Source organism: Aquabacterium sp. (genome assembly GCF_049274795.1).
GTDB lineage: Bacteria > Pseudomonadota > Gammaproteobacteria > Burkholderiales > Burkholderiaceae_C > Aquabacterium.
Genome location: NZ_JBASTH010000120.1, coordinates 188,786 through 202,945 on the forward strand (window position 1 = coordinate 188,786; position 14,160 = coordinate 202,945).

15 protein-coding genes are annotated in these 14,160 nt (G+C 64.4%); 13 read left to right on the forward strand and 2 right to left on the reverse strand.

All coding sequences use genetic code 11. From position 1 onward, the window contains the following. The first annotated feature begins 41 nt into the window (after positions 1–41). Complete coding sequence (gene greA / locus WAQ08_RS20315; RefSeq protein WP_422194224.1) at positions 42–518, forward strand: transcription elongation factor GreA; 477 nt, start codon at positions 42–44, stop codon at positions 516–518. Positions 519–525: 7 nt separating this feature from the next. Beyond that, on the forward strand, positions 526–1,008 hold the full coding sequence (locus WAQ08_RS20320) for a DUF4149 domain-containing protein (RefSeq protein ID WP_422194226.1): 483 nt from the start codon (positions 526–528) through the stop codon (positions 1,006–1,008). A 71-nt stretch (positions 1,009–1,079) separates the two neighbouring features. Here WAQ08_RS20320 and WAQ08_RS20325 read toward each other — a convergent pair whose 3' ends face one another. Continuing rightward, positions 1,080–1,553 (reverse strand): YhbY family RNA-binding protein, encoded by a 474-nt coding sequence (locus WAQ08_RS20325; protein ID WP_422194227.1) that lies wholly within the window; start codon positions 1,551–1,553, stop codon positions 1,080–1,082. A gap of 19 nt (positions 1,554–1,572) precedes the next feature. Here WAQ08_RS20325 and WAQ08_RS20330 point away from each other — a divergent pair, with 19 nt between their 5' ends. The 4 genes from WAQ08_RS20330 (at position 1,573) to glmM (ending at position 6,685) form a co-directional block, all read left to right on the forward strand. Beyond that, a complete protein-coding gene (locus WAQ08_RS20330; protein WP_422194229.1) occupies positions 1,573–2,247 on the forward strand; it encodes an RlmE family RNA methyltransferase in 675 nt (224 codons plus the stop codon). Positions 2,248–2,478: 231 nt separating this feature from the next. Further along, positions 2,479–4,386, forward strand: coding sequence for an ATP-dependent zinc metalloprotease FtsH (ftsH, locus tag WAQ08_RS20335; RefSeq protein ID WP_422194230.1), 1,908 nt, complete (start codon positions 2,479–2,481; stop codon positions 4,384–4,386). A gap of 70 nt (positions 4,387–4,456) precedes the next feature. Continuing rightward, a complete protein-coding gene (gene folP, locus WAQ08_RS20340) occupies positions 4,457–5,299 on the forward strand; it encodes a dihydropteroate synthase (protein WP_422194232.1) in 843 nt (280 codons plus the stop codon). Between the two features lie 54 nt (positions 5,300–5,353). Continuing rightward, on the forward strand, positions 5,354–6,685 hold the full coding sequence (glmM, locus tag WAQ08_RS20345; protein ID WP_422194233.1) for a phosphoglucosamine mutase: 1,332 nt from the start codon (positions 5,354–5,356) through the stop codon (positions 6,683–6,685). A gap of 49 nt (positions 6,686–6,734) precedes the next feature. Here glmM and WAQ08_RS20350 read toward each other — a convergent pair whose 3' ends face one another. After that, a complete protein-coding gene (locus WAQ08_RS20350) occupies positions 6,735–7,223 on the reverse strand; it encodes a fasciclin domain-containing protein (protein WP_422194235.1) in 489 nt (162 codons plus the stop codon). A 248-nt stretch (positions 7,224–7,471) separates the two neighbouring features. Here WAQ08_RS20350 and pstS point away from each other — a divergent pair, with 248 nt between their 5' ends. The 7 genes from pstS to phoR all read left to right on the forward strand — a co-directional run bounded on the left by pstS (position 7,472) and on the right by phoR (position 14,158). Next, positions 7,472–8,506 (forward strand): phosphate ABC transporter substrate-binding protein PstS, encoded by a 1,035-nt coding sequence (gene pstS / locus WAQ08_RS20355; protein ID WP_422194236.1) that lies wholly within the window; start codon positions 7,472–7,474, stop codon positions 8,504–8,506. Positions 8,507–8,610: 104 nt separating this feature from the next. After that, the gene (gene pstC / locus WAQ08_RS20360; protein WP_422194238.1) at positions 8,611–9,639 is read left to right on the forward strand and encodes a phosphate ABC transporter permease PstC; all 1,029 of its coding nucleotides are present in this window, start codon (positions 8,611–8,613) and stop codon (positions 9,637–9,639) included. Further along, positions 9,636–10,499 (forward strand): phosphate ABC transporter permease PstA, encoded by an 864-nt coding sequence (gene pstA / locus WAQ08_RS20365; RefSeq protein ID WP_422194240.1) that lies wholly within the window; start codon positions 9,636–9,638, stop codon positions 10,497–10,499. Before pstC ends, pstA begins: the two co-directional genes overlap by 4 nt. 44 nt (positions 10,500–10,543) lie before the next feature. Beyond that, the gene (gene pstB / locus WAQ08_RS20370) at positions 10,544–11,329 is read left to right on the forward strand and encodes a phosphate ABC transporter ATP-binding protein PstB (RefSeq protein ID WP_422194241.1); all 786 of its coding nucleotides are present in this window, start codon (positions 10,544–10,546) and stop codon (positions 11,327–11,329) included. 23 nt (positions 11,330–11,352) lie between these two features. Continuing rightward, on the forward strand, positions 11,353–12,060 hold the full coding sequence (gene phoU, locus WAQ08_RS20375) for a phosphate signaling complex protein PhoU (RefSeq protein WP_422194243.1): 708 nt from the start codon (positions 11,353–11,355) through the stop codon (positions 12,058–12,060). Positions 12,061–12,075: 15 nt separating this feature from the next. Then, complete coding sequence (gene phoB, locus WAQ08_RS20380; protein WP_422194245.1) at positions 12,076–12,774, forward strand: phosphate regulon transcriptional regulator PhoB; 699 nt, start codon at positions 12,076–12,078, stop codon at positions 12,772–12,774. A gap of 46 nt (positions 12,775–12,820) precedes the next feature. Beyond that, on the forward strand, positions 12,821–14,158 hold the full coding sequence (phoR, locus tag WAQ08_RS20385) for a phosphate regulon sensor histidine kinase PhoR (protein WP_422194247.1): 1,338 nt from the start codon (positions 12,821–12,823) through the stop codon (positions 14,156–14,158). Positions 14,159–14,160: the final 2 nt, after the last annotated feature.

The following is a 14,160-nucleotide window of genomic DNA, read 5'->3' on the forward strand; positions in this document are numbered from 1 at the left end:
TCCGTTTCCTTTTGAGACATCCAATTTCGAGAGACGAGCCTATGTCGACCATTCCCATCACCAAGCGCGGCGCCGAGAAGCTGAAGGAAGAACTGCAGCGCCTCAAGCATGTGGAACGCCCGGCCGTGGTGATCGCCATCGCCGAGGCCCGCGCCCAGGGTGACCTGTCGGAAAACGCCGAGTACGACGCCGCCAAGGACAAGCAGGGCTTCATCGAAGGCCGCATCCAGGAGATCGAAGGCAAGCTGTCGGCCGCCCAGATCATCGACCCCGCCGCGCTGGACGCGGGTGGCCGCGTGGTGTTCGGCGCCACGGTGGATCTGGAAGAGGAAGAATCCGGTGATCCCGTCACCTACCAGGTGGTGGGCGACGACGAAGCCGACATCAAGCAAGGCCTGATCTCGATCAGCTCGCCCATCGCCCGCGCCCTGATCGGCAAGGAAGCCGGTGACGTGGCCGCAGTGCAGGCCCCCGGTGGCGTGCGCCACTACGAGGTCATCAAGGTCCGCTACGTCTGATCAGGCCATGAGCAACCGCACCTTGCGTTTCGAGACCTGGCTGGCGGGCATCTGGGCCGGCATCATCGTCGGCGTGGGCGCGGTATCGGCGCCCAGCCTGTTCGCCGTGCTGGATCGCCCGTTGGCGGGTGCCGGGGCAGGGCGCATCTTCGCGACTGAGGCCGTGGTGAGCCTGGTGATCGCCATCGTGCTGTTCGTGGCCGAGCGCGGCCGGGTGCGTGACCGCATCGAGGCGGGCGAGACGCTCTCCGTGATGTCCGGGCCGCTGCTGATCATCCTGGGCGCGCTGTTCCTGACGGTGTTCGGCCATTACGCGATCACGCCAATGATCCAGGCGGCCAAGGCCGGCCAGCCCACCAAGTTGTCCTTCGGGGCGCTGCACGGGATCTCGGTGGTGCTGTTCTGGATCAAGGGCCTGCTGGTGCTGACCCTGGCCTGGCGGCTGGGCGCCTTGCACGATTCGGCAGCCGCGTCCCCTGCGCAAGCGTGACGACGACTGGTCAGCCATGAAAAAAGCGGCCTGTGCAGGCCGCTTGTGCTGAGTGGTGGGGCCTTGCTTGATCAGCCCGACTTCTTGGTGCTGGCCACGCGCTTCTTGGCGCGCTTGATCAGGCCGCCGGCGGTGACGCGCTCGTTGCCCTTGACCTGCACCTTCTTGATCTCCGGCCGGCCAGAGCCGTTCTTGGAGAATTTGAAGAGCTTGATCTCGCGCACGCCTGAGCCCTTGCGGCCATCCTTGTCCTCCGAGGCTTGTTTCTCGGGGATGGGGCGCCACAGCACCAGCAGCTTGCCGATGTGCTGGATGGGCGCGGCGCTGAGCTTGTCGCACAGTTGGGCGTAGATGTCTTCGCGCACGGCGCGGTCATCGCCGAGCACGCGTACCTTGATCAGGCCGTGGGCCTTGAGCGCGGCATCGGCTTCCTTGACCACGGCGGGGGTCAGGCCGTCGCCCCCGATCATGACGACGGGATCAAGATGGTGAGCGTCGGCCCGGTGGACCTTGCGCTCGGCAGTAGTGAGTTCAATCGCTGGCATCCCTCTATTATCGAGGCATATGAAAGTTAAAAGCAAAAGCAAGAAGATCAACAAGGCGTGGCTGAATGACCATGTCAACGATCCCTATGTGCGCCTGGCACAGAAGGAAGGCTTTCGCTCGCGTGCGGCCTACAAGTTGAAAGAGATCGACGAGACCCTGCGCCTGATCCATCCCGGGCAGGTGGTGGTGGACCTGGGCGCTGCCCCCGGCGCCTGGAGTCAGTATGTGCGCCGCAAGTTCGCGCCGAAGGATTTGGGCGCTGGCGGCGCGGCCGTGGGCGAACTCAATGGCACCATCATCGCGCTGGACCTGCTGGATTTCGAGCCCATCGAAGGTGTGACCTTTATCCAGGGTGATTTCCGGGAGGACGAGGTGCTGCACCAGTTGCTGGATATGGTGGGTGATCGCCTGGTGGATGTCGTGATTTCCGACATGGCGCCCAACCTGAGCGGCATCGAGTCATCGGACGCCGCCCGCATCGAGCACCTGATCGAACTGGCAGTGGATTTCTGCCAACACCACCTCAAACCCCAGGGGGCCCTGGTGTGCAAGGTGTTCCACGGCAGTGGTTACAGCCAGCTCGTCGAACTGTTCAAAAACTCTTTCCGTGTTGTGAAACCCATCAAACCCAAGGCATCGCGCGACAAGTCTTCCGAAACTTTCCTGGTGGGAATGGGTCTGAAATCCCGCTGATAGCCCATGCCGGATGCCCGAAACCGATGAATTTTCTCGATCACGGTCATAACCCCGGCGTTTTTGCCCCTGTTCACGTGCTTGTAACACCATGCGAAACCCTTCGACGGGTCTTGACTGTTCTAGAATGATCCTCACATACCGCGAAGGCTGGCGCCTCCACGTTCAGGAAGCGGGGTCGGATTCAACCGGGGCAATGGTCGCCCAGGTGGTGGTTATGAAGGAGCCGCGGTGAACAACAATCAATGGTTTTCGAAGATCGCTGTCTGGCTGGTGGTAGCACTCGTGCTGTTCACCGTGTTCAAGCAGTTTGATCGCAGCACGTCCGGCGGCACTCAGGTCGGCTACTCTGATTTCCTTGAAGAGGTCCGCGCCAAACGCATCAAGAGCGTGACCATCCAGGAAGGCTTGGGCGGCTCCGAGATCGTGGCCGTCACCACGGACGACAAACGCCTGCGCAGCACCGCCACCGCGATGGACCGCGGCTTGGTCGGCGATCTGATCAACAACGGCGTCAAGTTCGACGTCAAGCCGCGCGAAGAGCCGTCGCTGCTGATGAGCCTGCTGTGGTCCTGGGGCCCCATGCTGCTGCTGATCGGCGTGTGGATCTATTTCATGCGCCAGATGCAGGGCGGCGGCAAGGGCGGGGCGTTCAGCTTCGGCAAGAGCCGCGCGCGCATGCTCGACGAGAACAACAACACCATCACCTTCGCCGACGTCGCCGGTTGCGACGAGGCCAAGGAAGAGGTGAAGGAACTCGTCGACTTCCTGCGCGATCCGCAGAAGTTCCAGAAGCTGGGCGGCCGCATCCCCCGTGGTGTGCTGCTGGTCGGCCCTCCGGGTACCGGCAAGACGCTGCTGGCCAAGTCCATCGCGGGCGAAGCCAAGGTGCCGTTCTTCACCATCTCCGGCTCCGACTTCGTTGAAATGTTCGTCGGCGTGGGCGCAGCCCGCGTGCGCGACATGTTCGAGCAGGCCAAGAAGAACGCTCCCTGCATCATCTTCGTCGACGAAATCGACGCCGTGGGCCGCCATCGTGGCGCGGGCCTGGGCGGCGGCAACGACGAGCGCGAGCAGACCCTCAACCAGATGCTGGTCGAGATGGACGGTTTCGAGACCAACCTGGGCGTGATCGTGGTGGCGGCCACCAACCGCCCGGACATCCTCGACCCGGCCCTGCTGCGCCCCGGCCGCTTCGACCGCCAGGTCTATGTCACGCTGCCTGACGTGCGTGGCCGCGAGCAGATCCTGAACGTGCACATCCGCAAGGTGCCCGTGGGCCAGGACGTCCGCGCCGACATCCTGGCACGTGGTACCCCTGGCTTCTCTGGTGCTGATCTGGCCAACTTGGTCAACGAGGCCGCGCTGTTTGCCGCCCGCCGCAATGCGCGCGTGGTCGACATGCAGGACTTCGAGAAGGCCAAGGACAAGATCATGATGGGCCCCGAGCGCAAGTCCATGGTCATGCCCGAGGAAGAGCGCAAGAACACCGCTTACCACGAGGCCGGTCATGCCCTGGTCGCGCGCCTGCTGCCCAAGACCGACCCGGTGCACAAGGTCACCATCATTCCGCGCGGCCGTGCGCTGGGCGTGACGATGCAGTTGCCCGAGGGTGATCGCTACAGCATGGACAAGATCCGCATGCTGGACACGATCTCGGTGCTGTTCGGCGGCCGTATCGCTGAAGAAGTCTTCATGGACCAGATGACGACGGGCGCCAGCAACGACTTCGAGCGCGCCACCGCCATCGCCCGCGACATGGTCACCCGCTACGGCATGACCGACGAGCTGGGCCCCATGGTCTATGCCGACAACGAAGGCGAGGTCTTCCTGGGCCGGTCGATCACCAAGACGACCAACATGTCCGAGGAGACCATGCAGAAGGTCGACCAACAGATCCGCAAGATCATCGACGAGCAGTACGCCCTGGCGCGCAAGCTCATCGAGGACAACAAGGACAAGATGCACGCGATGGCCAAGGCCCTGCTCGAGTGGGAAACCATCGACGCGGACCAAATCGACGACATCATGGCCGGCCGCGATCCGCGTCCTCCCAAGGATTGGACGCAGCCGTCCAACCGTCCCAGCGGTGGCCCCAAGCCGCCGGTGAGCACGGACGGTGCACCGGCCGCTGTCTGATCGCTGGCCAGTCCATCCAGAACGGGGCACAAGCCCCGTTTTTCATTGTGTCGCCTCCTGATATCTCCCCTTGTTCTGGCATACCACGCGCTTTTGCATCGATCTGAGCCTGCCGAAGGTGATGGGCATCGTCAACGTAACGCCGGACTCCTTCTCCGATGGCGGGCAGCATGCGGATGTTGCCGGGGCCCTGGCGCACTGCGAACGCCTGATCAAGGAAGGCGTGGACATCCTGGACATCGGCGGCGAATCGACCCGCCCGGGTGCCGACATCCTGCATCCGGACGAGGAATGGCGCCGGCTGCAACCCGTGCTCACACAGGCGATCACGCTGGGCGTGCCCGTATCCGTCGATACCTGCAAGGCCGGGCTGATGCAACGCGCACTGGACCTGGGCGTGGACATCATCAACGATGTGCATGCCTTGACCGGCCCCGGCTGCGAACAGGTGGTGGCGGCGCACACCGCTTGCGGCATCTGCCTGATGCACATGCGCGGTGATCCGGCCACCATGCAGTCGCAAACCGACTACGACGACGTGGTGCTGGAGGTGGCCGACCACCTGCAGGCGCGGCTGGCCCGGATGCAAGCCCTGGGCGTGGCGGATGAGCGCATCACGCTGGACCCGGGCATCGGCTTTGGCAAGACGCCGCAGCAGAACCTGGATCTGTTGCGTCGGCAAGGCGAACTGTTGGCGCTGGGCAGGCCCTTGCTGGTGGGCTGGTCCCGCAAATCGACGCTGGGCGCTGTCACAGGGCGCCCCGTGGGCGAGCGTCTGCCGGCCAGCCTGGCGGCCGCACTGGCCTCGGTGGTCAATGGCGCCCGCGTGGTGCGGGTGCACGATGTGGCCGCCACGGTGGATGCCCTGACGGTGTGGCAGGCTGCCGGTGGCGCGTTGACGTCGACGCGATAATCACGCCTTCATCCTTTCGGGGCAGGGTGTCCCGTACAACGACAAGAGTTCACCATGAGCAGACGGTATTTCGGCACGGACGGCATTCGCGGCACCGTGGGCCAATCCCCCATCACCCCTGACTTCATGCTGCGCCTGGGCCATGCGGTGGGGCAGGTGCTGCGCCGCACCGAAAGCCGCCCGACGGTGCTCATCGGCAAGGACACGCGCATTTCGGGCTACATGCTTGAATCCGCGCTGGAGGCGGGCTTCGCCTCGGCCGGTGTCGACGTGTTGCTGACCGGCCCTCTGCCCACCCCGGGCGTGGCCTACCTGACGCGTGCCCTGCGCCTGAACCTGGGTGTGGTGATCAGCGCTTCGCACAACCCCTTCGCGGACAACGGCATCAAGTTCTTCTCCGCCAAGGGCGAGAAGCTGCCGGACGAGTGGGAGCTGGACGTGGAGGCCGCGCTGGACCAGCCGCCCACCTGGGTGGCCTCGCGCGAACTGGGCAAGGCCAAGCGCCTGGACGATGCGCGCGGCCGCTACGTGGAGTTCTGCAAGAGCACCTTCGATTCCGCCTTGTCGCTCAAGGGCCTGAAGCTGGTGGTCGATGGCGCCCATGGGGCCGCCTACCACGTGGCCACGCACGTGTTCCACGAACTGGGCGCCGAGGTGCACGCCATCGGCTGCGCGCCCGATGGTTTCAACATCAACGAAGGTGTCGGCGCCACGCACCCTGAGGCGCTGATCCGCGCCGTGAAGGCCAACCACGCCGATTACGGCATCGCGCTGGACGGTGATGCAGACCGCCTGCAGTTGGTGGACAAGCAAGGCCGCCTCTACAACGGCGATGAAGTGCTCTACATGATGGTGGCCGATCGCCTGGGCCGCGGCGAAGCCGTGCCGGGCGCCGTGGGCACCTTGATGACCAACATGGCGGTCGAACTGGCCCTGCAGGCCCGTGGCGTGCCTTTTGTGCGCGCCAAGGTGGGTGACCGCTATGTGCTCGAAGAGCTGATCAGCCGTGGCTGGCAACTGGGCGGCGAGGGCTCGGGCCACCTGATCGCGCTGGACCGCCACACCACGGGTGACGGCATCGTCAGCGCCCTGCAGGTGCTGCAAGCGGTGGTGCGCAGTGGCCGCTCGATGGCGCAGTGGCTGGAGGATGTCCAACTGTTCCCGCAGCGCCTGATCAACGTGCGCCTGCAGCCGGAGCAGGATTGGAAGTCCAGCGAGGCGCTCAAGGCCGCGCAGGCGGCCGTGGAGCAGGAACTGGTGGGCAAGGGGCGGGTGCTGATCCGCGCCTCCGGCACGGAGCCCTTGCTGCGCCTCATGGTCGAAGCAAAAGATCAGGGCCTGGCCGATCGCTGTTGCGAGCAACTGGCGCAGGCCCTGAGGGGCTGATGGTGTCCTGAGTGGCCCGGCGCGGCGGCCGCCCCGGGCCGGACACGCATTACTTCTTCGGCGGGGTGAGCACGCGGTCGATCACGTGCACCACGCTGTCGCCGGCGGCCACGTCGGCCTTGGTGACCATGGCATCGTCCACGGTCACGAAATCACCAGCACGCGACAGGGCCAGCTTGGCGCCGTTCACGGTGGCGGGGGTGCTGTTTTCCGCGACGGCGGAGGCAGCGGTCTTGCCCGACAGCACATGGTAGGTCAGCAAGGCCTTCAGTTGCTCGGGATCCTTAGCCAGGGCGTCCAGCTTGTCGGCGGGCACGGCCTTGAAGGCGTCGTCGCTGGGGGCGAACACGGTGAAAGCACCGCTGCTCAGGGTGCTGTCCAGACCGGCTTGTTTCACCAGGCGGGAGAACGTGGACAGTTCCGGGCTCTGGGCGGCCACGGACACCACGGTGTCGGCAGCGTGGGCCAGGCCGGAGATGGACAGGGTGGCCAGGGCCAGGCAGGCGGCGGCCAGGGGGTGGCGCAAGGACATGTTCATGGAAGGACTTTCCTATGGAAGGTTGTTCAAGCCGCTTTGTTGGCGGACTGGCGGACACCTTAGACTTGTCACATGACAGTCATGTGTCATAAGAATGACGCCTCCGTCATTCTGAATGGGTCATTCGCCTTCCATGCACCGAAAGCTTTATGACAACGCTTCTGGGGCGTGTCATGAGATGGTCACAATCGACGCCTAAAGTCCGCAGCGTCCAACTTTGTTGTCACTCGACCCCTGAAAGGCGAAGAATGAAATTTCACATGATCCGTACCGCTGTGGCCGCTGCACTCACCCTGGCTGCTTCCGCTGCCATGGCCCAAGACGTGACCGGCGCGGGCGCCACCTTCCCGGCCCCCGTCTACTCCAAGTGGGCTGATGCCTACAACAAGGCCACCGGCGTGCGCATCAACTACCAATCCGTCGGCTCCGGCGCTGGTCTGAAGCAGATCAAGGCCAAGACCGTGGACTTCGGTGCTTCCGACATGCCCCTGAAGGACGAAGACCTGGCCAAGGACGGCCTGGTCCAGTTCCCCACCGTGATCGGTGGCGTGGTGCCCGTGATCAACGTCAAAGGCATCACCCCGGGCCAGCTCAAGCTGAACGGCCAGGTGCTGGGCGACATCTACCTGGGCAAGATCAAGAAGTGGAACGACGGCGCCATCGCTGCCCTGAACCCCGGCGTGGCTCTGCCTGACGCCGCCATCGCCGTGGTTCGCCGCGCCGACGGTTCCGGCACCAGCTTCATCTTCACGAACTACCTGTCCAAGGTGAACGCCGAGTGGAAGTCCAAGGTCGGTGAAGGCACCGCCGTGAACTGGCCCACGGGCGCGGGCGGCAAGGGCAACGAAGGCGTGTCGGCCTTCGTGCAGCGCCTGCCCAACTCGATCGGCTACGTGGAGTACGCCTACGCCAAGCAGAACAAGATGTCGCACGTGGCCCTGCAGAACGCTGCCGGCACCTACGTGCAGCCCAACGACGACGCCTTCAAGGCATCGGCTGCCAGCGCTGACTGGGCCAAGAGCTTCTACCAGATCCTGACGAACCAGGCTGGCAAGGAAGCCTGGCCGATCAGCGGCGCCACCTTCATCCTGCTGCAGAAGTCGCAGGACAAGCCGGCCCAAGGCGCTGCCACCCTGAAGTTCTTCGACTGGACTTTCGTCAACGGTGACAAGACCGCTGCCGATCTCGAATACGTTCCTCTGCCCACGTCCGTGAAGGATCTGATTCGCAAGCAGTGGGGCACCGTGGTGGACACCGCTGGCAAGCCTGTTTCCTACAAGTAAAGAGAAAACTGGTCAGAAAGACCATCGCCGGGGCCCTGCCGACAGGGCTCCGGCCTTTTGTTGACACGAACATAGTCCTTCAAAGGCCTGGACGGAGGTTGACCATGAGTGCCACCTTGCCGGCGGATACCGAAGATTTCGGATCCGCCTCTCGACAAAAACGAACCTCACCCATGAGCAATCCCCCTCCACGCCGCGGACCGGCCCCCTGGGCCGACACCCTGTTTGCGCTGCTGGCCCGTTCGGCAGCCATCCTGACGCTGTCACTGCTGATCGGCATCATCATTTCCCTGATCGTGGGCGCCTGGCCCGCGATCGAAAAGTACGGCCTGGGCTTCCTGACCAGCACCGAATGGGATCCCGTGCAGGAGTCCTACGGTGGCCTGGTGATGATCTACGGCACCCTGATGACCTCGGCCATCGCGCTGCTGATCGCCGTGCCCGTGAGCTTCGGCATCGCCATGTTCCTGACCGAGCTCTCGCCGGCCTGGCTCAAGCGCCCGCTGGGCATCGCAGTGGAACTGCTGGCGGCCGTGCCCTCCATCGTGTACGGCATGTGGGGCCTTCTGGTGTTCGGCCCGATCCTGGCCACCTACGTGCAGCAACCGCTGCAGAACGTGACGGCCGGCGTGCCCATCCTGGATACCTTCTTTTCCGGCCCGCCCGTGGGCATCGGCATCCTGTCGGCTGGCATCATCCTGGCCATCATGATCATCCCCTTCATCGCCTCGGTGATGCGTGACGTGTTCGAAGTGACCCCGCCGCTGCTGAAGGAGTCGGCCTACGGGTTGGGTTCCACCACCTGGGAAGTGGTCAGCAAGGTCGTTCTGCCCTACACCAAGACCGGTGTGGTCGGCGGCATCATGCTGGGCCTGGGCCGCGCCCTGGGCGAGACCATGGCCGTGACCTTCGTCATCGGCAACATGAACCAGCTCAACTCGCTGTCGGTGTTCGAAGCCGCCAATAGCATCACCTCGGCCCTGGCCAATGAGTTCGCCGAAGCCGGCGAGGGCCTGCATCAGGCCTCGCTGATCTATCTGGGCCTGGTCCTGTTCTTCATCACCTTCGTCGTGCTGGCCTTCTCCAAGGTGCTGCTGGCCCGCCTCAAGAAATCCGAAGGAGCCCGTTCGTGAGCACCTCCGCCACCCTGCAGGCCACGCGCCTGAAGAAACACGCGGCCCGCAAGCGCATCAATGCGCTGGCCCTGACCCTGTCGCTGGGGGCCATGGCCTTCGGCCTGCTCTGGCTGATCTGGATCCTGATCGAAACCGTCCGTCTGGGCATTGACGGTCTGGCCCTGGCCACCTTCACCCAGATGACGCCGCCGCCGATGGACGCCGGTGGCCTGGCCAACGCCATCATGGGCTCGTTCATCATGGTGGGCCTTGCCACGCTGATCGGCACCCCCGTCGGCGTGATGGCTGGCATCTACCTGGCCGAGTACGGTCAGAAGGGCTGGCTGGGCAGCGTGACCCGCTTCATCAACGACATCCTGCTGTCGGCACCGTCCATCGTGGTGGGCCTGTTCATCTACAGCGTCGTGGTCGCCAAGATGAAGTCCTTCTCGGGCTTTGCCGGTGTGTTGGCCCTGGCGCTGATCGTGGTGCCGGTGGTCATCCGCACCACCGAGAACATGCTGGTGCTGGTGCCTGCTGCGCTGCGTGAAGCTGCCTACGCCCTGGGCACGCCCAAGTGGCGCGTGATCGGCACGATCACCCTGAAGTCGGCCCGTGCCGGCGTCATCACCGGCATCCTGTTGGCGGTTGCCCGCATCTCGGGTGAGACGGCACCGCTGCTGTTCACCGCGCTGTCCAACCAGTTCTGGACGACGGACCTGAGCCAGCCGATGGCCAGTCTGCCGGTGACCATCTTCAAGTTCGCCATGAGCCCGTACGAGAACTGGCAGAAGCTGGCCTGGGCAGGCGTGTTCCTGATCACCGTTGGTGTGCTGGCCCTGAACGTCATCGCCCGCACGATGTTCCGCCAACGCTGAACACCTACTGATTTCAAATATTCGCATCCCTTAGAAAGCCCATCATGGACGCCAAGGTGCAAAACTCGACTCCTGCCAAGGCCAAGCTGGCCGTGCGCAACATGAACTTCTACTACGGTAAGTTCCATGCGCTCAAGAACATCAACATGGAATTGCCCGAGAAGAAGGTCACCGCCTTCATCGGCCCTTCGGGCTGCGGCAAGTCCACGCTGCTGCGCACCTTCAACCGCATGTTCGAGCTCTACCCCGAGCAGCGCGCCGAAGGCGAGATCCTGCTGGACGGCCAGAACATCCTCAAGAGCAAGGAAGACGTCTCCCTGATCCGTGCCAAGGTGGGCATGGTGTTCCAGAAGCCCACGCCGTTCCCCATGTCGATCTACGACAACATCGCCTTCGGCGTGCGTCTGTTCGAGAACCTCTCGCGTTCGGAAATGGACGAGCGCGTGGAGTGGGCCCTGAAGAAGGCCGCCCTGTGGAACGAAGTCAAGGACAAGCTCAACCAGAGCGGTTCGGGCCTGTCCGGTGGCCAGCAGCAGCGTCTGTGCATCGCCCGCGGCATCGCCATCAAGCCCGAGGTGTTGCTGCTGGACGAGCCCTGCTCGGCGCTGGACCCGATCTCCACCGGCAAGATCGAAGAGCTGATCCACGAGCTCAAGGACGACTACACCGTGCTGATCGTGACCCACAACATGCAGCAGGCCGCGCGTTGCTCGGACTTCACCGCCTACATGTACCTGGGCGAGCTGATCGAGTTCGGCCCCACGTCCGACCTCTTCATGAAGCCCAAGAAGAAGGAGACCGAAGACTACATCACGGGTCGCTTCGGCTGAACAACAACACAGGAGCAAACAACATGGTCGAAAAACATCTGTCCACCCAGTTCGACAACGAACTCAGCGGCATCTCCACACGCGTGCTCGAAATGGGCGGCCTGGTCGAATCCCAGGTGGCCCAGGCCATCTACGCCCTGACCAACTTCGGTGGCGACGTGGCCACGCAAGTGCTGCAACTCGAAGAGAAGGTCAACCAGATGGAAATGGAGATCGATGCCGATCTGTCTACCATCATCGCCCGCCGTCAGCCCACGGCGCGTGACCTGCGCCTCTTGATCGCCATCTCCAAGACGATCGGCAACCTCGAGCGCGTGGGCGACGAAGCCGCCCGCATCGCGCGCACGGTGCAGCGCCTGATCAACACCGGTGTCTCCAGCCGCCTGCGCCTGCCGGTGAGCGATGTGTCCTTCGAAGCCAACCTGGCCACCGCCTCGCTGCGCAAGGCCCTGGACGCTTTTGCCCGCCTGGACGTGGGCGTGGCCCTGGAAGTGATCAAGAGCGACAACGAGATCGACGCCGAGTTCGACGGCCTGATGCGCAAGCTGATCACCTACATGATGGAAGATCCGCGCACCATTTCGGCCTCGATCGACCTGGTGTTCGTGGCGAAGGCCATCGAGCGCGTGGGCGACCACGCCAAGAACCTGGCCGAGCAGGTGATCTACATCGTCAAGGGCACGGACGTGCGTCACAACACGCCCGAAGCCGTGGCCAACATCATCAAGTGATCGACGGGAGTGCCTATGAGCCGAGTGCTGGTCGTTGAAGACGAGGCTGCGATCGCCGAACTGATCGCACTCAACCTGCGCCATGCGGGGTTCGAGGTGGTGTTGGCGCCTGATGGCGAGGCCGCCCAGAACGAGGTGGACCGCGTGCTGCCGGATCTGGTCCTGCTGGACTGGATGCTGCCGGGCACCTCCGGCCTGAACCTGGCCAAGCGCTGGCGTGGCCAGCAGCGCACCAAGGATCTGCCGGTGATCATGCTGACCGCCCGCGCCGAGGAAACCGACAAGGTGGCCGGCCTGGACGCCGGGGCGGATGACTACCTCACCAAGCCGTTCTCCACGCAGGAGCTGATGGCCCGCGTGCGTGCCGTGCTGCGCCGCAAGGCCCCTCAGGCACTGGATTCGGCGGTGGAGATCGCCGGCCTGCGCCTGGATCCGGCCACGCGCCGTGTCAGCTGCGACGAGCAGGACGTCAAGATCGGCCCGACCGAGTTCAAGCTGCTGCACTTCTTCATGACGCACCCGGAGCGCGTGCACAGCCGTGCGCAACTGCTGGACCGCGTCTGGGGCGACCACGTCTTCATCGAAGAACGCACGGTCGATGTGCATGTGAAGCGGCTGCGTGAAGCCCTCTCGTCGGTGCAGCGCTCGCAGATGATCGAGACGGTGCGTGGCGCCGGCTACCGCCTGACGCAGCAACTGGCCAACGCGGCCTGAGCATCCGGCTGGCGACACAGCCAGCCCCACAACAGCGATTCCGCTCGTGATCGATACCAACAAGTCGTGGCTGCCGTCACGCATCGGCCTGCGCTTGCTTCTGGGCTCCGTCGGAGCCGGGGCAGGGTGGTGGATAGGCCACAGCATGGGATACCCCACGCGCATGGCCTTGCTGGGCGGGGCCCTGGCAGCGGTCGGTGTGTCTGTGCTGGACACCCTCAAAGGGCATGAACTGCTCGACTGGCTGCGCAACCCCGAGCCGCCGCCCCCTCAGTTGCCCGGCATCTGGGGCGAGGTGGCGCACCGCGTGCACCGCGTGATCCGTCAGCGCGAGCAGGGCACGGCCAGGGAGCGTGACCGCCTGCAGCAGTTCCTCTCGGGCATTGATGCCTCGCCCAATGGGGTGATGATGATCGACGGCAGCGAGCACATCACCTGGATCAGCAGCGTGGCCGCCTTGCACTTCGGGCTGGACCCCGTGCGTGACCTGGCACAGCGTGTGACCAACCTCGTGCGCATGCCGACCTTTGTGCAGTACCTGGCTGCTGGCGACTATGCAGAGCCCGTCAAGGTGCCCATGCGCAACGGCCAGGGCACCTTGTCGATCACGGTGCGCGCCTATGGTGAAGGTTTGCGCCTGGTGCTGTCGCAGGACGTGACCGAGCGGGAGCGTGCCGAGGCCATGCGCCGCGACTTCGTGGCCAATGTCTCGCATGAGATCCGCACGCCACTGACGGTGCTGACGGGCTTCATCGAAACGCTGGCCAGCCTGCCCCTCACCGAGGTGGAGCGCAAGCGTGTGCTGACCTTGATGGCGCAGCAGTCGGACCGCATGCAGACCCTGGTGTCGGACCTGCTGATGCTGGCGCAGATAGAGGGCAGCCCGCGCCCGTCGGCAGACAAGTGGTGCCAGGTGTCGGCGCTGATGCAGCGCATCGAGAACGATGGCCGGGGCCTGTCTCAGGGTCGGCATGAACTGGTGGTCAGCGAATCACCGGCGGACAAGCCAGCCGAGATCGCGGGCGTGGACAGCGAGTGGCTCAGCGCCATGGGCAATCTGGTGTCCAACGCGATCCGCTATACCCCGGAAGGCGGCCGCATCGAGGTGTGCTGGAGGCTGATGTCCGACGGCAGCGGCGAGTTCTCGGTGAAGGACAGCGGCATCGGCATCGATGCTGAGCACATCCCCCGCCTCACGGAGCGCTTCTACCGTGTCGATGGCAGCCGCTCGCGGGACACAGGGGGCACGGGCCTGGGCCTGTCCATCGTGAAGCATGTGGTGCAGCGCCACGACGGCGTCCTGCGCATCACCAGCGAGAAGGGCAAGGGCTCGGTGTTCACGCTGATCGTGCCTGCGGCCCGTGTGCGGCTCAGGCATGCTTGAGA

Coding starts and splice junctions, on each gene's coding strand:
- WAQ08_RS20330 (WP_422194229.1), top strand. CDS start 1,573: ATGAAAGTTAAAAGCAAAAGCAAGAAGATCAACAAGGCGTGGCTGAAT.
- phoB (WP_422194245.1), top strand. CDS start 12,076: ATGAGCCGAGTGCTGGTCGTTGAAGACGAGGCTGCGATCGCCGAACTG.
- glmM (WP_422194233.1), top strand. CDS start 5,354: ATGAGCAGACGGTATTTCGGCACGGACGGCATTCGCGGCACCGTGGGC.
- phoU (WP_422194243.1), top strand. CDS start 11,353: ATGGTCGAAAAACATCTGTCCACCCAGTTCGACAACGAACTCAGCGGC.
- pstB (WP_422194241.1), top strand. CDS start 10,544: ATGGACGCCAAGGTGCAAAACTCGACTCCTGCCAAGGCCAAGCTGGCC.
- WAQ08_RS20325 (WP_422194227.1), bottom strand. CDS start 1,553: ATGCCAGCGATTGAACTCACTACTGCCGAGCGCAAGGTCCACCGGGCC.
- pstC (WP_422194238.1), top strand. CDS start 8,611: ATGAGTGCCACCTTGCCGGCGGATACCGAAGATTTCGGATCCGCCTCT.
- greA (WP_422194224.1), top strand. CDS start 42: ATGTCGACCATTCCCATCACCAAGCGCGGCGCCGAGAAGCTGAAGGAA.
- WAQ08_RS20350 (WP_422194235.1), bottom strand. CDS start 7,223: ATGAACATGTCCTTGCGCCACCCCCTGGCCGCCGCCTGCCTGGCCCTG.
- WAQ08_RS20320 (WP_422194226.1), top strand. CDS start 526: ATGAGCAACCGCACCTTGCGTTTCGAGACCTGGCTGGCGGGCATCTGG.
- pstS (WP_422194236.1), top strand. CDS start 7,472: ATGAAATTTCACATGATCCGTACCGCTGTGGCCGCTGCACTCACCCTG.